Below are 18,702 nucleotides of genomic sequence, written 5' to 3' on the forward strand. Positions count from 1 at the left end.
TCACGAATGAGCAGTTCGTCGAAATATGCGGTGGCCCTGGTAGCCTTGTTAATACTATTGCTCGGGTGCTTGGTGCCGCAGGCCGCGCACGCGCAGGCGTCGCTTTCCATTGCTCCTGCTTCAGCGGAAGTGAAACAGGATGAAACAGTTCAACTGAGAGCCTTTGTAGTCGGTGAGGGTTTGAACGGCCCAGAAGTCACCGAAGCCGCCGAGTGGTCGGTCGGTGACGCCAGCGTGGCCAGCGTGGTCTACGGCCTGGTCACCGGCCTCAGCCCCGGCCGCACGGTGGTTCGCGCCACCTATGGGGGGCTTACCGGCTCGGCAGAGGTGACGGTGACTGCCGATAGCGGTGGCCAAAACGAGAATGAGCCCACTACCTGCCGGGTAGGGGTAGCGGTGGTGGGCCGGGACGGAAAATTGCTCTTCGGCCCCGGGTACGTCTGGCTCTCAGAGGCCGACCGATGGGGCCTCACTCCCCTCGGTGCCCTAGACGCTACCGGCCTCGACTATGATTACCTGGAGTACACGGGCTGGGGCGCCTTCGTAACCCAGATAGCCGGCCAGGCCAACGAGAGCTACAGCGGCTGGTGCTACGCCGTTAACGGCTCCTCGCCCGTGGTGGCCGCCGACCAGTATCAACTGAGCAGCGGTGACCGGGTTGTATGGTACTACAATATAGACTTCACCACGCCGGTGCCCGATTGGAACAAACTGGTGGGATCGGGCTCCACCTCTACCGGCACCTCGGCGTCGCCAGCCGCGGTCTCGGAAGCCGTGGAGCAGGTCCTGGCCGGTCTTAAGGGCGGTACCACCTTTCCAGGCGAGGCCCTATCCCGCCTGCAGGCAATCATGGCAGATCTGAAGACCAACGAGCCAGGTGCCGAGCTCAAGGCCAAACTGGCAGAAACCGTTCAGCTGCTCGCCCAGGCTCTGGCGTCGCCGCCGGCTGCGGCCTTTTCCGCCCAAACCGAAGCTAACACTCTAACGCTGTACCTGGACGCCGAGGCCTTTAGCACCTACCTGGCTACCCTCTCGGCTGCGGCGGAAGCAGGAGAAAAACTCCGGGCACTGGGAGTGGCGGAGGCGGAAGTCCTTAGCCTGACCGAACTCACCCTCAGCGTCCCGGCGGGTGCGGACCAGGTTGGGCGGATAAGCGTGTTCATGCCGCTGCCCGTGGCCCGGGAAATCGGGGGGGCCGGCCTGGCCCTGGTCCTGAGCTGCCCTGACGCCACTGTGGCCATCCCGGCCGGTGCTCTGGAAGACGTGGTCAAGTCTGCGGTGGAGGGGGAGGGAGTAGAAATATCGCTGGAAGAAAAGGACGCTAGTTCCCTCGCCTTATTCGCCGGCGCCCGCCCGCTCCTGCCTCGGAGTTTCTACCTTAGCCTGGGCACCATCACTCCTGCCGGCGAGCGGCACCGGCCCGGGGCTTTCGCCGAGCCGCTGGCCATCACCCTGCTCCTGCCGGAAGAAGTTGGCCTCGCCAGCCTTGACCCCGCGCGCCTGGCCGGATACTGCCGAAACGAGCGGGGAGGCTGGGCCTTCCTGGGCGGCAAACTGGATCCGGATGCCCGAACCTTCCGCTGCGCGGTGCCACAGCCCGGCCTCGTTTTGCTGGCCGAGTACCGCCTCCCCTTCCGGGACTTGGGACAACACCAGGCAAGAGCAGAGGTGGAAGAGTTGGCCCGGCGGCTGGTAGTGAGGGGTGCGAGCGCCGAACGTTTCGCACCAGAGGCAGCAATCACCCGCGCCCAGTTCGTGGCTCTCCTGACAAGAGCCTTCAGCCTTCCGGAGGAGACGGCCCCGGCGCCCGTTTTTGCCGACCTGCCCCAGGGCCACTGGGCCCGGGCGGCGGCAGAGGCCGCCTACCGGGCGGGCCTGGTGCAGGGCGACGGCCGAGGAGGTTTTGCGCCCGAGCGGACCCTCACCCGGGAGGAAATGGCGGTCATGCTGGCCCGGGTCATAGGCCGCTATGGTCCGGCGGGGGCGGAGGCGCCGGCGACGGACGAGGTGCTGGCAGGATACACGGACGCAGGTATGGTCTCCGCCTGGGCCAAGGAAGCAGTAGCCCTCGCGGTTGGGAGCGGGCTGCTGAAGGGCCGATCCGCCGCAGAGCTTGCGCCCCAGGGGCAGAGCACCCGGGCGGAGGCGGCTAAGGCCGTTTACGACCTCCTTCGGGCTCTCGGACGGATCTGATCCTCGATATCGGCGGGAGGGCGGTCCCGGTCGGTTCGTGGCTGTCTGCCCTCCCGCCTCCATACAGGTGGGGATGGAACCATGAGCCTAATGAGAAGCAGGCGCCGTGTAAAGCTTTGGGCGTCGGTGTTGGGCCTGCTGGCGGCCGGCGCCTGGCTATGGCTGGCGGTAAGCCCGTCTCTGCCCGCTACCGCCCCCTCGAGCGTACAGGCGGAAAACCCTACGGCGGCACAGCCGGGTGAGCCTGCCCCGGTTGCCCCAGCCGTCCGGTCCTCGCCGGCCGAGATAGAAGCCGCCCAAACTTCCGAGCCGGCCGGGCCAGGGGAAACGCAAGACCAAGCCGCACCGAGGCCAGAGCCCGGAACGGCCGCTCCGCAGAGTGATCGAGAGGATCGAGAGAAGGAACCAACCGTTTCTGGCCCCCGTGCCGCCGAGAGCCCTGCAGCCGCCGCTGTCCAGCGAGCCAAAACGCCGGGATCGAACGAAAGCGTGACCGCGGCCGTGGCGGTGGTGGGCGGGCAGGGCGAGCTGCTGTTCGGGCCCGCCGAGGTGAAGATCGACCCCGATAACCCTTGGGGCGCCACCGCCCTAGGCGCACTGGAGGCCACCGGCCTGCCCTACCAGATGTCTGCCCGCTTCCCGGAGCTGGTGGAAACCATCGCCGGGCAGAGTAACCGTGGAGCTTCAGGCTGGATGTACCAGGTAAACGGAGAGGTACCCATGCTCTCGGCGGCAAGGCACCCGGTGCGGCACGGGGACCGCATCATATGGTGGTACAGCCGGGACCTGGCACAACCCCCGCCCGCCTGGGAGGCGCTGACGGACGACAACTGAAGGGGAGGCGTCGATGTTGAAACGGATACTTGGTGCCTTGTTGCTGCTGGTGCTGCTGACTTATTTGGCGCCTTCCGCCCGGGCCGATTCAGCGGTCAACCGGGCGCTGGCGCAGGCAAGAGATTATCTGCTGGAAACGGAAAGAAACCGGGGAGCGCTTTCTCCTTGGAGCTACGTGGCGCTGGCCGTCTGCGGCGAGCCCCTGAGCGCGGCCAGGGTAGGCCGGACGCTGCAATCTCTGGAAGGCCAGGAGACCACCACCCGCGCACTGTTGATCCTCACTCTTCTAGCAGCGGGGCAAAACCCTTCTGACTACCAGGGCAGAAACCTGGTGGCCGAACTGGCCGCCGCCCAGCTCCCTTCGGGCAAGTTTGCCGACCACCTACTGGAAGGGGGCGAGAGGCTGGTGAACGCGCACCTCTGGGCGATACTGGCCCTCAAGGCTGCCGGAGAGCCCCTGCCCCGGCCCGAGGCGGCCCGCAGGTGGCTGATCGAGCGCCAGCACCCGGACGGTTCTTTCCACTGGGACGCCCTCAACTCCGATACGGCGGACGTGGACACCACCGGCATGGCGCTCATGGCCCTGGCTGCCCTGGGAGAAACTCCCGAGAGCCCGGCGGTTCAAAGGGCGGTAGAGTACCTGAAGACCGCGCAGCTTCCCGACGGCGCCTTTTCCTCCTGGGGAGCGGAGAACGCCGAGTCCTGCAGCGCCGTCATCTTGGGATTGGTGGCACTAGGCCTGGACCCGCAGGGTGCGGACTTCCGCAAGCCGGAAGGCGACCCGGTCACCGCCCTCCTGCGCTTTCAGCTGCCCGGCGGCGCCTTTGAGCACGTAAGAGGCGGCGGCGCCAACGAGATGGCCACCCAGCAGGCCCTCCTGGCCCTGTCCGCCATGCGCCAGCCGGAGGCCCTCCGGAGCTGGCTCCTGGGCACTCCCGTCTCGGCGCCTGTCTCCTCTCCCACTCCTTGCTCACAAGGGTTTCAGGTCCGGTTCCGGTTGGGCCGGAACCACTACACAATGATACGGGAAGGAAGAGAAGAGAGTCACCAATTCGAGCCCGGCGCCGCGCCCTTCGTACAGGACGGGCGGACTCTGGTCCCGGTGCGCTTCCTGGCCCTCGCCCTGGGTGTGCCGGAAGAGGGTATCCGGTTTGAAGCCGCGCCTCGGCAGGTAACCCTGATCAAAGGGCACACCCGCCTGACGCTGGTCATTGGAAGGCCGCTCCTATTGGTAAACGGACAGCTCCAGGCCCTGGACGTGGCGCCGGTGGTGCGAAACGGCCGCACCTACCTTCCCGCCCGCTACGTGGCCGAAGGCCTGGGCTGCCGTGTAACCTGGGAGCCCTCGAGGGGCGAAATAGTGATCACCGCCGAGTGAGGGAGGCCCCGATCTTGTTCGAGCGCCTTTTCTACGAGCCCAAAGACGTGCTGCTGCAGCGCCTGCACACCGCGACTCTCCTTGCCTACTGCGGGAGCCTGGCGGGTCTGGCCCTGGTTTTCTCCCACCCGCTTTACCTGCTGGCGGTGCTGGCCGCCGGCGCCCTGGGGGTAACCGCCGCCCAGGCAGTCGCCAAGTGGCGGTTTTACCTCCGCTTAGGGCTGTGGACCGCCGGGCTAATGCTCTTGATCAATGCCGCGGCCTCGCCGGGCGGTGCGACGGTCATCCTCCGTGCCGGACCGGCGAGGGTCTCGTTGGAAGCCCTGGTCTACGGGGCGATCGTGGGAATGAGGCTTCTGGGGGTACTCACCGCCTTCTGCGTAGCCAGCACCACCCTGCACCCCGACCGGCTCTTGGGCATCTTTTCGCGCTGGGCCTACCGTTCCTCGCTGGTGCTGTCCCTTGCCACCCGCTCCCTGCCCAACGTCGCCTGCGAATTGGTGCGTGCACGGGAGGCCCTCCAGGTGCGGGGAGTGAACCTGGAGGGAGGGAGCCTTCGAAGTCGGCTGGATAAGGCCGGTTGGCTGCTGGACGTGCTGCTGGTTTCCTGCTTGGAAGGCGCGCTAGAAACCGCCGAGGCCCTCCAGGCCCGGGGGCTGGGGTGCGGCCCCCGCAGTCACTTCCGGCGGGAAGTTCTCCGGCCCCGGGACGCCTCGGTGCTGGCCGGCGTGGGGCTGAGCCTCACCCTTTCCTCCTACGCCCTGCTCACCGGGGCCGCCGGTTACGCCTGTTACCCGCGACTGGCGCCCCTAGACCACAATGACTTCTGGCTGCCGATGGCGGTGCTTGCCGGACTCTCCCTGCCGGCCATTCTGAGTTGGGGGTGGCAGTATTGGCCCTATTTGCGATCGAAGATCTGAGCTACTGGTATCCGCAGACCGATCGACCCGCCCTGGCCGGCATCAGTCTGACCATTGAAGAGGGGGAAATGGTGGTGCTGGCCGGGGGATCGGGATCGGGCAAGTCCACCCTGGCGCGCTTGTTGGCCGGGCTGTCTCCACGGTTTTACGGCGGCCGGCAGCAAGGAAGGGTGCTTTTCCGGGGGAAAGACCTGCGGGCGCTCGATCCCCGTTACCTCGCCGGGCGGGTAGGCCTGGTGTTTCAGGACCCGGAAAAGCAGCTGGTCATGACCTCGGTGGAAGCTGAAATCGTATTCGGGCCGGAGAACCTGGGGCTGCCCCCGTCGGAGATCGGGCGGCGGCTGGCCGAGGTAACCGGCTTCCTGGGACTGACCCACCTCAAGGGGGAATTCACCGGCAACCTGTCGGGTGGCCAAAAGCAGAAGCTGGCCCTGGCGGCGGTGCTGGCCATGCAGCCGGAGGTGCTGATTCTGGACGAGCCCACCTCCCAACTCGACCCGGTGGCGGCGGAGGAGTTCCTGCACTTGGTAGAACGCCTCAATCGGGAAATGGGCTGCACGGTGGTGCTGGTGGAGCACCGGCTGGAGCGATGCCTGCACCTGGCCGACCGGCTGGTAGTGCTGGAGGGTGGGAAGATCGTGGCCTGCGCCCCGCCGGCAGATCTGGCCCGCCGGCAGGATGACCGCCTTCTTCCCTTCCTGCCGCCGGTAACCCGGCTGTTCGCCGCCCTGGGAGCCGCCCGGATACCGCTTACGGTAAAGGAGGCCCGGCGGGAGTTGCCGGCTCTCCTGTCCCGGCGACCCGAACCCGGTTCCGTTCCGGACGATAACCCCTTTCCATCGCCCGGTGCGACCGGTATAGCCGTTCAACGCTACGCCGTCAGCTGCGATTCAGGCGGGGGCGAGGACGCCGCCTCCCCTTCCTCTTTCCCGGACCGCCAGCCGCCGGGCCTGTCTCCGGTTCTGGCCGAACTCCACGGCGTCTGGTTCGCCTACCCCAACGGCCACGAGGCGCTCAAGGACGTGGGTCTGGTGATCCGTGGCGGCGAGCTGACGGCCCTTCTGGGGGAGAACGCCGCCGGCAAGACCACCCTCCTGAAGCTGATCGCCGGGCTGTTGCGACCGGCACGAGGAAAGGTGCGGACAACGGGGGAAGGCATTGGTCTGGCCGCCGGCGTGGCCTACCTTTCCCAGGACCCTAACGACTATCTATTTCGGGACACGGTAGAGGAAGAGCTCGCCTTTACCCTGTCGGCTCTGGGCCGGACGGACAACGGCGCCGTAGCCGCCACCTTGGACAGGTTGGGCTTGGCCTCCCTGCGCCACCGTTACCCCCGGGAACTCAGCGCCGGCGAGCGCCAGCGCGTGGCTCTGGCCCTGCTGCTGGTAGCCGGGCCACGGCTCTTGCTGTTGGACGAGCCCACGCGGGGAATGGACGCGTGCCTGAAGGAGAGGCTCGGTGCCTGGCTGCGGGAGATAGTGGCGGAAGGAAGGGGGGTGGTACTGGTCACCCACGATACCGAGTTTGCCGCCCGCTACGCCGATCGGGTGGTAATGATGAGCGACGGTGCGGTGGTGGCCGACGGCCCGGCGGCGGAAGTATTGGCCTCCTCCCTATTCTACTGCCCGCAAATAGGGCGGCTTTTCCGTGGGGAGAAGACCGCGGTCTTGACCGTAGAGGAAGCGTTACGGTGGTTTGGGAGAGGAGAGAGGGAATGCATATGCGGCACCACCGGCGTCAGCTCCCAAACTACCTAGCGCTTCCGGCCGTAGCCGGCGGCCTGCTCCTCCTGGCTTTTACTTCCATGGACTGGGGCCTGGCGGGCTTTCTCCTGGCCACGGCGGCACCGGTCCTGGCCGGATGGATCTGGGAGGCCAGGGCGCTTTCCGCGGGGGAACTGAGCCTTGCGGCCACGTTGGGAACACTCGCTGCCCTCAGCCGCGTGCCCTTCGCCGCCCTGCCCAGCGTGCAGCCCACGACCTTCCTGGTGATTTGCGCCGGTCTGGTCTTCGGCCCTTCGACCGGCTTCATGGTGGGCTCCACCGCAGCCCTGGTCTCCAACTTCTTCCTGGGCCACGGTCCCTGGACGCCCTTTCAGATGCTGGCCTGGGGTTTGGCCGGCGCCAGCGCCGGCTGGCTGGCGCGTCTGCAACCCAACCCAAGCCGGACGGGGCTCGCCGTCTTCGGCTTGGCATGGGGCTATGTGTTCGGACTGCTGATGAATCTCTGGTTTTGGGCCGCCTTCCTACCTGCTACGGGGCTCTCCGGCTTTCTCGCCGCCAGCGCCGCCAGTTTTCCCTTCGATACCGCCCATGCCCTTAGCAATCTGGGCCTATTCCTGATCGCAGGACCGCGGGTACTCCGCCACCTGTGCCGGTTCCGTAACCGCCTACGGATCAGTTACGGCCCACCGGGGTATCTGTAAAACGGTACCGCTTTTGACCCCACGCTTCGCAGCAGAACCACCGGGAAGGCCGTGCAAGACCGGTGCTGGCGCGGGCCGAGGAACTGACCGGGCTGTTTCGGCGTTTATCTAGAAAAAGCAACCCCGCAAATCCCTGCGGGGCCTTACTTTCCTAGAGCACATCATGCCATCGCACCCCTCCCCCCGTTTCCGTGCGAGGGTGGGGGCGGAAAGCGCGATAAAAACCGGCGCCATTGCGTTCTCCTTCTCTGGCGGGTAGGGTTCGTCAGGGACGTAAAAACATTTCGCCCCGCAAAAGGGACAAGGCCACGGCAGAACGGTCCGGCAGGAGTACGAGACTCCGCCGCATTGTGGGCATCGCTTGGCGCGCATCTATCTGCTTCCTCTCCCGTTTTCCTCGGGCTTCTCCCCGGCTGGGGCAACATCCTCACTCCTGGCGGAACTCTGGGACGCACCCCAGCACCGGAATGCCCAGCCGCTCCAGGTCTTCAGGACCGCATATCCGCTCTGTGATACCGTCGTCCTGCCGGGCGGTCTCGCCGTCCGGCGGGGCGGGCTTTTGTCCGCCGTAGCCGGGGCGGGGCCGCGGCCCGCCCCTAGCCGAAAGGAAACCCCCGCCGCCCGGGGATCCTCGCCCGGTAGCCTTCTTGCCCATTTCATTCCCACCTGTCCTTCCCTGCGGCCGCCGGCTGCCTTTCCGTCAAGCTATCGGCCCGGCTCGCGGCCTGAAGTAGGCAGGCCGCCAGAAAACCCAACATGCCGCCGGCAATAAACGCCAAAGCAGCCCAATACACCATTGCTCTCTCCTGCCCCGCCTGGTAGTTTCAACTGCAGGGGAGGAGACAGGTCCGTTGTCCACCTCCTCCCCCAGGCTTTCCTGGCTTCCTAGCCGGCGATCCGGCCCAGGATTACCAAGAGGCGCCTCAGCATGACCACAGCCTCGGCCCGGGTGGTGTTCTCCTTAGGGGCAAATCGGTTGCCTTCCCGGCCTCTAACGATGCTCGCCTCCGCGGCCTGTGCCCCGGCCTCCCGCACCCACGGACCGATGGCGGCCTTGTCCGCGAACCGGGCCAGTACCGCCTCAGGGTCGGCCACCACGAGGGGCTTGCCAGCGTTGGCAAGAGCCCTCACCACCATCGCGGCGATCTCCTCGCGGGTCATGCTGGCCTGGGGCCTGAAGCTCCCGTCGGGATAGCTGCCCACCAAGCCTGCGGCCCTAGCGGCCTCTACCGCGCCAAAGTACGAGGCGTCGGGGCTCATGTCCTTGAAGCTCGCCGCGGCGGGTTTGGTCTCAGCGATGCCCAGGGTCCTGATCAGGAGGGCAGTGAACTCCGCCCGAGTAACCTGGCCATTGCGGTTGAAGCGATCGGGAGCCACACCGACGGCAATGCCCATTCCCGCCATTACCTCGATGTCCTAGGCAATCAAGCAATCAACAAGACAACCGCCTTTTTTGCCATCAATTCTTCTTCCTCCTCCCTTGCCGGTTTTTGAATTCTGGCCGATTGGTAGGAATGTCTACTTACCTTCCCTGGTGCAGATCCCCCCTTTACCAAGGCGGTCTGAAATAAAGTACGACTTAGCACCTCCTTTCTCGCCAACCCAAGACTGATTTGTGCGTTCTCATGTTGCGGCCTAATAGACAGGTAGGCAAGCGATTATGACAGATAGTCTAATTCGACAGACTGAGGGGCTATTCCTTCCTGTCTCTGGGTCTGACAAAATAAAAATTGACCCACCGCAGAGAAGCGAAGAATATTAGCAGAGGGAAGAGGGAAGGTGGCAAAGTGAAAGACAGGCGGCAGAGACTGGGGGCGCGCCTGCGCACCCTGCGGCAAGCCCGTAGTATGACGCAGGAGCAGCTTGCCGAACATGCCGGGCTTCATCCGACCTATGTGGCAAAAATCGAGGCGGGGGCGCGTCTCCCCAGCCTTGAGGCGCTTGAACGCCTTGCTGCCGCCCTTCATGTTCCCCTATCGTCAATTGTCGGCGCAATGGACGAAATCGAAGAGACGGTAGCCGCGCCCGAGGACCGGCTTATTGCAGACCTAAAGGACTTGCTTCGAGAGTGTAGCGAGGGCCAAATGAACCTTCTCTGGGACTTTGCCAAGTTGCTTAAACAGTATCAAGTCTCCCTCCCGGCTACCAAGTGAACAATCCGTCGCTATGGCCAGGAATATTGGGTAAACCTACTCCAGCGGTTCGGGCTTTTTATTTTTTACGTAAATTTTTTAAAAATTGTTTGACAACCTTGCTATTTATCGCCGCTTAACAAAATCCGGGTTATGTTAAACCATCTCACCCGAGGCGGGCGCCTTGGCTGGCTTTGCCAGTGCAAGAGTGAGGCCAGGGCTGCTGTCGCGGAGATGGTCCTGGGATTTACCCACGGTTGGAAGCCGGCTTTCCGGTTCTGTCGAAAATGCGGGCGGTTTTACCACGGCGAGTGCTGCGATACGTATCTCCCGGAGGCCACCAGCGAACGGGAGGCTAGGAAACTGCTGGATGTGTTCAGCGCCGAAGTGCAAAAAGGGCTTTACATCAAGCCGTCCAAGCTAACGCTCAAAGACTTTGCGGAAAGGTGGGTCCGGGAGTACGTCGAGGTGGAGCTGGCACCCAAGACCGCCCACCGCTATAAGGAATGCCTGGCCCGCGCCGTGGAAGCTATGGGCCACCTCAAGCTGGAACAGGTAAAGCCCCTGCACCTGGTCGAGTTCTATAACAGCCTCCGTAAGGAGGGAGCCCGCAGGGATGGCAGGCCGGGTAAACTGTCAGAAGCGTCGGTTCTTTACCACCACCGGGTAATCAGCAGCCTCTTCAGCCACGCGGTTAAGTGGGGGCTTCTGTCAATGAACCCGGCAAGCAAGGTCGATCCCCCCAAGACGAAGCGAAAGGAGCCCGAAGCTTATGACCATGAGCAGACGGCCCGGCTTCTCGCCACCTTGGAACCCCTGAAATATAAGGTTCTGGTAGTCCTTGCCTTGGCTACCGGCCTTCGCCGAGGGGAGCTCTTAGGCTTGGAATGGCATGATGTGGATTTTGAGAACTGCACCATAGAGGTCCGGCAGGCCAGCCAGTACCTGCCCGAGAGGGGCGTCTTCACCAAGGAGCCCAAAACCGAAACCTCAAGGCGCATCATATCCGTACCGTCGTCGGTAATGGAGCTTCTGAAGCAGTACAGGGCCCATCAGGCCGAGGAAAGGCTTAAAGTGGGTGATCTGTGGGAGAAATCGGGCAGGCTCTTCACCACCTGGAACGGCCGGCCCATGCATCCGGACACCGCTACCAGTTGGTTTGCCGAATTCCTGGAGCGGCACGGCCTGCCGCGGATGAAGTTCCAGGCGATCCAGGCTCTTCGCCATACCTCTGTCTGCCACGCTGCTCATTGCCGAAGGAATATCGCTTAAGAACGTGAGCCGCCGCCTGGGCCATGCGGATACCAGGACCACGGACATGTTCTACACCCGGGCTCTAGAGAGCGTGGACCGGAAGGCGGCGGAGGTGCTGGACGAAATCATCTCCGGAGGCAAGAGGCGGCAGGCCAAGACGTGAGTTTTATTTTGGCCTCGTTTGCTCCCAATTTGCTCCCAAAAAGCGGGCTGTACGGCATTATCCAGAAAAAAGAAACGCCGCAAATCCTTGCGGCGTCTAGATTTTCCTGGAGCTGACGGAGGGATTCGAACCCTCGGCCTGCGCATTACGAGTGCGCTGCTCTACCACTGAGCTACGTCAGCATTGCAGCCCTTTCAACCGCGCCTATTGTACTAGAATGGTGGGGAGAAATCAATAGCCTTTTCCGGCCGAGGGGTCCGTACCTTTTGCCCTGGTTCTGCCTCGTGAGGCAATGTCGAGGGTGTAAGCAGATGTCGGCCCTGGAGGCGAGGGCGAGAGGGCCTGTTTGGGCAGGGAGAAGGATTCCTCCGCTTAGCAGGGGAATTCCCTTAATGAACGAGAAGCGCGGCCACGGTGGGCCGCTGCACGTACAGGGGGGCCAGACCCTTACATGGACCGTCCCGGCGCCACGGACAAGGCCAAGGTTACGGTTATCGGCGTGGGCAACCTGCTGATGGCCGACGACGGGGTGGGCATTCACGCCCTGCGCGAGTTGTCCCGGGAAGACTGGCCTCCGGAGGTCAGGCTGGTGGACGCAGGCACGGCCGGTCCGGGTATTCTCCCGTACCTGGAAGACACCGAGGCGGCCGTAATCATGGACTGCGTGAGGGCGGGCGAAGCGCCGGGTACCATCTACCGCTTTCCCCTGGAGGCGGTGGAGGAAACCATCCTGCCCCCGGGCGCGGTTTCCCTGCACGATCTCGATCTTGCCCATGCCTGGCATCTGCTGAAGCTGCTGGGGCGCGGTCCTTCCCGGGCCGTGGTGTACGGCGTTGAGCCGGCGAGGATTGACTGGGGTACCGAACTCTCCCCCGAGGTGGCCGGGGTTCTGCCCCGGCTGGTGGAGGCGGTAAGCAGCGAGATACGATCCTGGTTAGACCGTGCGACTTAGACGGGGCGACGCACCCGGACTTGCCCCGGGGTTAACTCCTACCCTCTCAACAGGATCCCGCGTTCGGCCAGCGCCCGGCAGGCCAGCCGGAAGTCTTCCTCCCGCGAGTATTCCACGGTATGCAGGTGCACCCCGCCGGTAAGGCTGCAAAGCAGCCCTGCCCCGGCTCCCTGAACTCGCTGAAGGAAGAGCTGCACGTCCCGCCGGGACTGCAGCATCAGGTAGCCTCGGAGCTCGCCGTAAACCGGGTGCTCTACTACTACGTCTACGACCTTGAGACCGAAATCGACCAGGAGGTTGAGTTCGGTTTCGGTGTCTTCGGGCGGGTGGTTGACAGCAATTACCGCCCGGGCCGCCTGTTCACGCGCCGGCGGCTGCCAGACGTAACCCTGGGGAGTGGCCAGGATTTCCGTCCCCGCCGCCCGCAGCAGAGCGATATCCTGCACGATAACCTGCCGACTCACTCCCATGGCCTCCGCCAGCTGGCTGCCGGTGACCGGCTTTCCGGCCTGCCGCAGGTATTCCAGGATTCTTTCCCTGCGCCGCATCATGCTTCCCCCGTTTCCCCCACGCCTACGGGTACTATCTTCCCTTCCCCCAGGAAGACCAGATAGGCCTCCCTAACCTTCCGTCCGAAAACGGCCTCTACCGCCCGGGCGTAGTAGAACAACTGCCGGACATAGGTTGCCAGCCGTTCCCGTTCCTCGGGCTCCCTGCCGGTCTTGAAGTCCACCAGCAGGAAGCCGTCTTCCACTTCCGCCAGCAGGTCGATCTTGCCCTGCACCAGTACCTTCTCTTCTGCCGCCGTTTCTGGGGGCAGCTCCGGGTGTACGAGCCGTGCGGGCAGTCCTGCCCCGAAGCTGACCTCCCGCGCCAACCGCCGGGCCCGGGCACGCAGTTCCCTGCCCAGCGATGAACTCCAGAACCAAACCAGCGAGGCGGTGTCGACCCGTTCCGCCTCCTCGGGGGTAAGCAGCCCCTTTTCCGTCAGGCCGGCCAACTGCTTTTCCAGGTCCTGCCGGTCCAGATCGCCCGAGAGGTCCAGGTGCTCCAGCACCAGGTGGGTGATCCGGCCCACCCGCTCGGCCTCGGTCTCGGCCTGGGCACCGAGAAAGGCGGGTTTCGTGCGAAGACTGCTCCTCCAAAGCGGCCGCCCGGGAAGATCACCCTCGGTCTCCAGCGCCGCCATCAACTCGCTTACCGTGACCTTGGCCGCGGTCTGCGCCAACTGGCGGTCGAACGCGCCCTGGGAAGTCTCGGCCGCAGCCTGCCCTGCTCCACCCGCTCGTGCCGTGCCACGCACCCGGGTCTCCGCCACGCCCGCGGGCAGGCAAACCTCGGGGAGCAGAAACACCTGCCACCGGGAGGGATGGTTGGCTACGGCGCCGTCTTTTGGCCCGGGCCCGCCGCCCAGCCGGCGCAGCGGCCAACCGTCAGCGTGCCGGGCCAGCGCCGGACCCAGCCAGTCGAGGTAGCAGTTGGCCTGCCGCAGCCAGGCCGGGCCCAGCGACCACCCTTGCCGCCACGCGGCCCGGCTCCACTCCCGGGCCCTGGCCGCCAGGTCTCTTTGGGTGCCCACCAGGATCAGGCGCTCGCGCGCCCGGGTAAGGGCCACATACAGTATACGCTTCTCCTCCTCCAGCACCTCCCGGCGGTTGCGCTCCCGGATTGCCAGCCAGGCCCAGGTGGGGTACTTGTAACCCCGCTCCGGGTCCACCAGCATCGGGCCGAGGCCCAGGTCGCGGTGCAGCAGCAGGTCGCCCTTGGTTTCCCCGAGGTTAAACGGCCGCCCCAGGTCCGCCAGGACCACCACAGGAAATTCCAGCCCCTTGGCCTTGTGAATGCTCATTATGCGCACGGCTTGCCCCTGCCCGGCGCCCGGCGCTGCCGGACCCAGGTCCGCGTCGCTTTCCCGCAGCCGCTCCAGGTAGTCGAGGAAGGCTCCGAGGCCCCGGCCGTCGGTGCTCTCGAATTTCCGGGCCAGGCCGATCAGAGCCCGCAGGTTGGCCTGGCGCTGCCTGCCCTCGGCCAGTTCACCTGCCAGGCGGTAGAGGCTGCTTTCTTCCAGGAGCTGCCATATGGCGTCGGGTAGGGGCCGCTGCCTTACCAGGGTGCGCCACCGGTCCAGGCGGGAGAGGAACGGCTTGAGGTGAGGAGCCGAGGCGGAAGCGGCCAGCAGCGCCTCGTAGAGGCTGGTGCCGCGCCGGCACAGGCGTACCTCGGCCAATTCCTCGTCGGTCAGCCCCACCACCGGAGAGCGAAGCACCGCCGCCAGGGGTATGTCCTGGTAGGGGTTATCGGCTATTTCCAGCAGGGCGGTCAGCAGACGCACCTCCGGGGCCTCGAAATACCCGGCAGACAGCTCGGCCCTGGCCGGTAGCCCCATTCGCTGCAGGACCTCGGCGTAGGCATTGGCCCGCTCGCGCGTGGCCCGCAGGAGCACGGCGATGTGCCCGTATCCTACGGGCACGTACCGGTCTCCCTCCCACACCATGAACTCCGGCCCGGGTTTCTCCGGAGTGCCCTCCACCATCCTGCGCAGCCGGCCGGCTATCAGCCGGGCTTCCCTTTCCGGCCCGCTCTCCTCCTGCGGCTCCTCGCCCTCGTTATGGGCCGGCTCCAGCAGGTAAACCTCCACCGGACCCTCGGCGGCAGCGGCCGGGTCCGCCGGCGTGTAGGAAGCGCCGTAGACCAGATCATCGGGGTCCTGCTCGCCGCTCTCGCCGAGCTGCCGGAAGAGGAAATTGACCGCCTCGAGCACCGGCCGCCGGCTGCGGAAGTTGACGTTGAGGTTGATCAGGCGGCCCTGGGGCTTGAGCCGGCGCAGTCTTTCCGAAAAAAGGCGGGGCTCCGCCAGGCGGAAACGATAGATGCTCTGCCGCGCGTCGCCTACCATGAACAGGTTCTCCGGGGCCAGGAGCCGGAGTATGGCCTCCTGAACCGGGTTGAGGTCCTGGCATTCGTCCACCAGGACCTCCACCAGGCGGGCGCGGAGTTCCCCGGCTACCGGAAGCTCCGGGTCTTCCAGCAGCCGCACGGTATAGTGTTCGAGGTCGGCGAAGTCCAGTATTCTTCTGAGCTCTTTGGCCCGGCGGTAGGCTTCGGCGAAACGTTGCGTGAGCCGCACCAGCCCCTGCATGAGCGGGGCCACGCGGGCCAGATCCGCCCGGATGCGTTCGGCCGATAGCTCCCCGTAGTATTCCCTGAGAGCCCTCACCCGTTCCTTGGCGCGGTCTCTCAGCTCGCGGGCCCGTTCCCTTTCCGGAAAGGGACGCGAGGGGTCCTCCCGCCGGGCGGCCGGGAGCCGGCCAAAGGCGAAGCTGCCGAGCCTCCGGCGCCATTCCTCCCAGGGACCATCCCCGGCCGCCCGGGCCAGGTCTTCCATGGTCCGGTATTCCCCGGCCAGGACCGGTGCCCACACCCCCAGGGGCTCGGCGCCGGAGGCGATTTCTCCTGCCGCCGCCAGCCATTCTGCCGCCGTGACCAGTTCCAACGCCAGCGCGTCCTTTACCTCCTGCGTCCAGACCAGCTGTTCCGGCTCGGCCGCAGGAGCCTGCAGGAAGCTGGCGGCCACCTCGTCCAGCCACTCCTGCGGATGCGGATGGCTCAGACTGAAGCGGTAGAGGTGCAGCACCAGTTCCAGAAGGGCCTCCGGGCCGCGCCCGCTCCCGTAATGCTCCAGCAGCCGGATTACTGCCCGGGGATTCTCGGCGTAGCCTTCTTCCAGGACCGAGGAGGCGATTTCGGCCTGTAAGAGCTTGCATTCCTCCTCTCCCGCCACGCGGAATTCCGGGTCCAGCCCCGCGTGGTAGAAGTAGCGCCGCAGAAGCTGCAGGCAGAAGGAGTGCAGGGTGCAGATCCAGGCCTGGCCCAGCCGCACAAGTTGACGCTTGAGGTGAAGGTTTTCCGGATCCTTCTCGAGCGCCCGGCGCAGGCTGTCGGCCAATCGCTCCCTGACCTCCGAGGCCGCAGCTTCGGTGAAGGTAACCACCAGGAGACGGTCCAGATCCACCCCCGGCGGCGCCAGAACCCATCGCCTTATCCGCTCGATCAGGACCGCCGTCTTTCCCGTCCCGGCGGCGGCCGCCACCAGCAAGGCGCCGCCGCGTCTTTCGGCCGCCTCCAACTGGGCCGGGGTCCAGCGGGCTTCAGCGGCCGCCTTCACGCTTCCACCCCCCGCCGGCAGACGGCTGCGTACGGGCACCGGGGGCAATCGGTTTGACCGCGTATCCTGGCGGGCCGGGGAGAGATCTCCCCCTCCAGGATGGCGGCCGCCACCTGCGCCGCCTTCTGCCGGGCCTCGGCCAGCAAACGCTCCATCTCGCCATCCGATAGGGCCCGGGGCTCCCCTCTCGCCCTCCCCCCGCCGGGAAGCAGGTGCGGCCGCAGGGCGGCATCCCGGACCATCAGTCCCGCGACCTCTTCCTCCGCCAGGAACCAGCCCTGGAGCCGGAAACCGCGCCGTCCGGCGGTTGTCGCCTCTTCCGGTTCCAGCGGTCCCCGGCTCAGGGTTACGGGGTTGCCCAGGGGAAAGTAGAACATGCCGGCCGGGCGGGCGGGTCCGGCCTCCGGCAGCAGGCGCGGGGCGTTGAGCCTGGCGGCCTCCAGGTACAGGGGCAGGGCCAGGGCAAGCCCGGCCAAAACCTCCCGGCGCGCCGCCAGGAGCTGGCCGCTCTTGAAATCGATGACCCGGAGGTACCATCCCCCGCTGCCGCGGGCGGCTTCCAGGCGGTCGATCCGCCCGGCTAGGAAAACGGTGCGACCCCCGGCCAGTTCGACCGCCGGCGGCTCCAGGTCGGACCCGGGCCCGAAGGCGACCTCCACAGCCACGGGCCGGAAACCGCCGGCGCGGGCGTGAAGCACCAGTATTTCCACGGCGCGCCCCACCAGGCGCTCGAGCCACCCGCTCCAAAGGGCCGGCCCGCCGGTGCCGGAGCTCCGGCCGGAACCAAACCCGTTCATCAGTTCCCGCACGGCGCGGCGAGAGCAGCGGGTTACGTCCTCGGCCGTGAGCCCGCTCCAGTCGCGTCCCTCACGCGATAGCTCCAGGGTTATCTCGTACAGGGCGGCGTGCAGCCACTGCCCCAGTCTGAGCTTATCCATTCGGGCCCGGGGCCGGGGCCGCAGATCCAGGAAGTGACCGGCAAAACAGGCAAAGGGACAGCGGGCGAAGCTCTCCAGCTGGGATACGCTCAGGACCACCGGCTCGGGAAACCGTGCCTCCACCAGCCGGGAAGGCAGCCTGCCGGACTCACGGCTGGCGGGACTTTCCTCCGGTGCGGCCGGGACCGGGGCGGGGTGCGCTTCTTCCAGAGCGGGGAAAAGGTCTCTCAACCGCGCCAGGTAGGGCGAGGGACGCAGGGGACGGCCCTCTTCGTCCGCCAGGCAGTAGCTCAGCCAGAGGGTTTCCCGGGGACGGGTAAAGGCAATATAGGCCAGGTAGTCCTCCGCCAGCAGCCTCTGGTAGCGCGTGGGGGCCAGCTCAAAGCCCTGCCGGGCCAGCAGTTCCCGTTCCCGGTCGTCGAAAAGCCCCTCCTCTACGGCCCGCGCCGGAAAGACTCCTTCGTTGAGCCCCAGCACCAGTGCGGCGCGCAGGTCCGGCTGGCGGGAGCGCTCTATCGAGCCTACCAGAACCTGATCGAGGCCGGGCGGGATCAGACCCAGGGAGAGCCCTTCCAGGGCGGCGCGCAGCACCTCGGCAAACTCCGCGGCGTCCAGCACTTCCTCTCCCAGAACCTCCGCCAGTTCCTCGAACAGGGCAACCACCTGCTGCCAGACCCGGCCGTGCTCCTCGGCCAGGTCGGGGGTTCCCAACTGCCAGGCCTCTTCCTCCCACCGTTCCAGCCTCTTCGCCACCTCCAGGTTATCGATCAGCCCCCACAGTTCGGCGATCCATTCCCTGCCCGTCTGGCGGTGGTCGGGAGGGCGGCGGCCCAAAGGCCCGAAGAGGTCTACCAGCCGGCGCCGGAGGCCGTCGATTTCCTCCAGCAGCCAGGCAAATCCCCGCCGGTCCTGGTCGGGACCGAGGTGATGGTCCCAGGGCTCGGCCTGTGTCCAGGTGCTGCCCTCGATGCCGTAGGCGAGCACATAGTTCTCCAGGCCGTCGACCTCCCGGCGGCCGAGGGGCCAGAGATCGGTCTTTAAGGCCCGGAATACGGGTTCGGAGGCCCAGCCCGAGGTTACCACCTCAACCGCTGCCATTAGAAGACGTACCAGAGGGTGGTGGGATGCCGGCCGGCGGTAGTCCAGAAAGTAGGGGATGCCGTGGGCGCGAAAGACGGGCTCGATAATCCGGCGGTACTGCTCAAGATTGCGCACCATTACCGCCACGTCCCGGCAGCGATAGCCGCCCTGTACCAGGCGCCGTATCTCGGCGGCCGCCTCTTCCACCTCGCTCCAGGGGTCCGGGGCGCGGAACACGGCTATACCCGGCGGCGCCTCGGGGTACGTC

The 18,702-nt window shown here is 65.9% G+C and carries 16 protein-coding genes and 1 tRNA gene; 10 read left to right on the plus strand and 7 right to left on the minus strand.

All coding sequences use genetic code 11. The annotated features are described in order from the left end of the window. Nucleotides 1–6: 6 nt before the first annotated feature. The 6 genes from NUV99_07500 to NUV99_07525 all read left to right on the plus strand — a co-directional run bounded on the left by NUV99_07500 (nucleotide 7) and on the right by NUV99_07525 (nucleotide 7,750). Nucleotides 7–2,193, plus strand: a complete 2,187-nt coding sequence (locus NUV99_07500; protein ID MCR4419953.1) for an S-layer homology domain-containing protein — start codon at nucleotides 7–9, stop codon at nucleotides 2,191–2,193. Nucleotides 2,194–2,682: 489 nt separating this feature from the next. Next, the gene (locus NUV99_07505; protein ID MCR4419954.1) at nucleotides 2,683–3,027 is read left to right on the plus strand and encodes a DUF4430 domain-containing protein; all 345 of its coding nucleotides are present in this window, start codon (nucleotides 2,683–2,685) and stop codon (nucleotides 3,025–3,027) included. Between the two features lie 16 nt (nucleotides 3,028–3,043). Next, a complete protein-coding gene (locus tag NUV99_07510; GenBank protein MCR4419955.1) occupies nucleotides 3,044–4,405 on the plus strand; it encodes a stalk domain-containing protein in 1,362 nt (453 codons plus the stop codon). A gap of 14 nt (nucleotides 4,406–4,419) precedes the next feature. Next, nucleotides 4,420–5,325: an energy-coupling factor transporter transmembrane protein EcfT gene (locus NUV99_07515; protein ID MCR4419956.1), complete on the plus strand. Its 906-nt coding sequence runs from the start codon at nucleotides 4,420–4,422 to the stop codon at nucleotides 5,323–5,325. Next, nucleotides 5,298–7,082, plus strand: a complete 1,785-nt coding sequence (locus tag NUV99_07520) for an ATP-binding cassette domain-containing protein (GenBank protein ID MCR4419957.1) — start codon at nucleotides 5,298–5,300, stop codon at nucleotides 7,080–7,082. The genes NUV99_07515 and NUV99_07520 overlap by 28 nt, the downstream gene beginning before the upstream one ends. Beyond that, nucleotides 7,046–7,750 (plus strand): ECF transporter S component, encoded by a 705-nt coding sequence (locus tag NUV99_07525; GenBank protein ID MCR4419958.1) that lies wholly within the window; start codon nucleotides 7,046–7,048, stop codon nucleotides 7,748–7,750. The genes NUV99_07520 and NUV99_07525 overlap by 37 nt, the downstream gene beginning before the upstream one ends. A gap of 427 nt (nucleotides 7,751–8,177) precedes the next feature. On the opposite strand, the gene NUV99_07530 is transcribed toward NUV99_07525, so the two are convergent. From NUV99_07530 to NUV99_07540, 3 genes are all read right to left on the minus strand, one after another. Further along, entirely contained in the window at nucleotides 8,178–8,405 is a 228-nt protein-coding gene (locus NUV99_07530; GenBank protein ID MCR4419959.1) for a hypothetical protein, read from the minus strand. 1 nt (nucleotide 8,406) lies between these two features. Continuing rightward, complete coding sequence (locus NUV99_07535; protein MCR4419960.1) at nucleotides 8,407–8,547, minus strand: hypothetical protein; 141 nt, start codon at nucleotides 8,545–8,547, stop codon at nucleotides 8,407–8,409. An 88-nt stretch (nucleotides 8,548–8,635) separates the two neighbouring features. Continuing rightward, nucleotides 8,636–9,145, minus strand: coding sequence for an S-layer homology domain-containing protein (locus NUV99_07540; protein MCR4419961.1), 510 nt, complete (start codon nucleotides 9,143–9,145; stop codon nucleotides 8,636–8,638). Between the two features lie 392 nt (nucleotides 9,146–9,537). On the opposite strand from NUV99_07540, the gene NUV99_07545 reads away from it, so the two are divergent. From NUV99_07545 to NUV99_07555, 3 genes are all read left to right on the plus strand, one after another. Beyond that, complete coding sequence (locus NUV99_07545) at nucleotides 9,538–9,903, plus strand: helix-turn-helix domain-containing protein (GenBank protein ID MCR4419962.1); 366 nt, start codon at nucleotides 9,538–9,540, stop codon at nucleotides 9,901–9,903. 213 nt (nucleotides 9,904–10,116) lie between these two features. After that, nucleotides 10,117–11,154, plus strand: a complete 1,038-nt coding sequence (locus tag NUV99_07550) for a site-specific integrase (protein MCR4419963.1) — start codon at nucleotides 10,117–10,119, stop codon at nucleotides 11,152–11,154. A gap of 4 nt (nucleotides 11,155–11,158) precedes the next feature. Then, entirely contained in the window at nucleotides 11,159–11,299 is a 141-nt protein-coding gene (locus NUV99_07555; GenBank protein ID MCR4419964.1) for a hypothetical protein, read from the plus strand. Nucleotides 11,300–11,406: 107 nt separating this feature from the next. On the opposite strand, the gene NUV99_07560 is transcribed toward NUV99_07555, so the two are convergent. Beyond that, nucleotides 11,407–11,481 (minus strand) — tRNA-Thr (locus NUV99_07560). 269 nt (nucleotides 11,482–11,750) lie between these two features. Here NUV99_07560 and NUV99_07565 point away from each other — a divergent pair. After that, nucleotides 11,751–12,251: a hydrogenase maturation protease gene (locus NUV99_07565; protein ID MCR4419965.1), complete on the plus strand. Its 501-nt coding sequence runs from the start codon at nucleotides 11,751–11,753 to the stop codon at nucleotides 12,249–12,251. A gap of 38 nt (nucleotides 12,252–12,289) precedes the next feature. Here NUV99_07565 and NUV99_07570 read toward each other — a convergent pair whose 3' ends face one another. Genes NUV99_07570 through NUV99_07580 form a run of 3 tightly spaced genes read right to left on the minus strand, consistent with a single transcriptional unit; the run spans nucleotide 12,290 to nucleotide 18,452 of the window. Then, the gene (locus NUV99_07570) at nucleotides 12,290–12,799 is read right to left on the minus strand and encodes a transcription repressor NadR (GenBank protein MCR4419966.1); all 510 of its coding nucleotides are present in this window, start codon (nucleotides 12,797–12,799) and stop codon (nucleotides 12,290–12,292) included. Beyond that, entirely contained in the window at nucleotides 12,799–16,416 is a 3,618-nt protein-coding gene (gene addA, locus NUV99_07575; GenBank protein ID MCR4419967.1) for a helicase-exonuclease AddAB subunit AddA, read from the minus strand. The genes NUV99_07570 and addA overlap by 1 nt, the downstream gene beginning before the upstream one ends. Continuing rightward, on the minus strand, nucleotides 16,413–18,452 hold the full coding sequence (locus NUV99_07580) for a PD-(D/E)XK nuclease family protein (GenBank protein ID MCR4419968.1): 2,040 nt from the start codon (nucleotides 18,450–18,452) through the stop codon (nucleotides 16,413–16,415). The genes addA and NUV99_07580 overlap by 4 nt, the downstream gene beginning before the upstream one ends. Nucleotides 18,453–18,702 lie beyond the last annotated feature (250 nt).

It is taken from the genome of Clostridia bacterium, from assembly GCA_024653205.1.
Classification (GTDB): Bacteria; Bacillota; DSM-521; order Neomoorellales; family SLTJ01; genus JANLFO01.

Bases quoted from the DNA above. Each gene is read 5' to 3' on its own strand.
- NUV99_07500 (MCR4419953.1), top strand. From the start codon at position 7: ATGAGCAGTTCGTCGAAATATGCGGTGGCCCTGGTAGCCTTGTTAATA.
- NUV99_07525 (MCR4419958.1), top strand. From the start codon at position 7,046: ATGCGGCACCACCGGCGTCAGCTCCCAAACTACCTAGCGCTTCCGGCC.
- NUV99_07530 (MCR4419959.1), bottom strand. From the start codon at position 8,405: ATGGGCAAGAAGGCTACCGGGCGAGGATCCCCGGGCGGCGGGGGTTTC.
- NUV99_07535 (MCR4419960.1), bottom strand. From the start codon at position 8,547: ATGGTGTATTGGGCTGCTTTGGCGTTTATTGCCGGCGGCATGTTGGGT.
- NUV99_07540 (MCR4419961.1), bottom strand. From the start codon at position 9,145: ATGGGCATTGCCGTCGGTGTGGCTCCCGATCGCTTCAACCGCAATGGC.
- NUV99_07550 (MCR4419963.1), top strand. From the start codon at position 10,117: ATGGTCCTGGGATTTACCCACGGTTGGAAGCCGGCTTTCCGGTTCTGT.
- NUV99_07565 (MCR4419965.1), top strand. From the start codon at position 11,751: ATGGACCGTCCCGGCGCCACGGACAAGGCCAAGGTTACGGTTATCGGC.
- NUV99_07570 (MCR4419966.1), bottom strand. From the start codon at position 12,799: ATGCGGCGCAGGGAAAGAATCCTGGAATACCTGCGGCAGGCCGGAAAG.
- NUV99_07580 (MCR4419968.1), bottom strand. From the start codon at position 18,452: ATGGCAGCGGTTGAGGTGGTAACCTCGGGCTGGGCCTCCGAACCCGTA.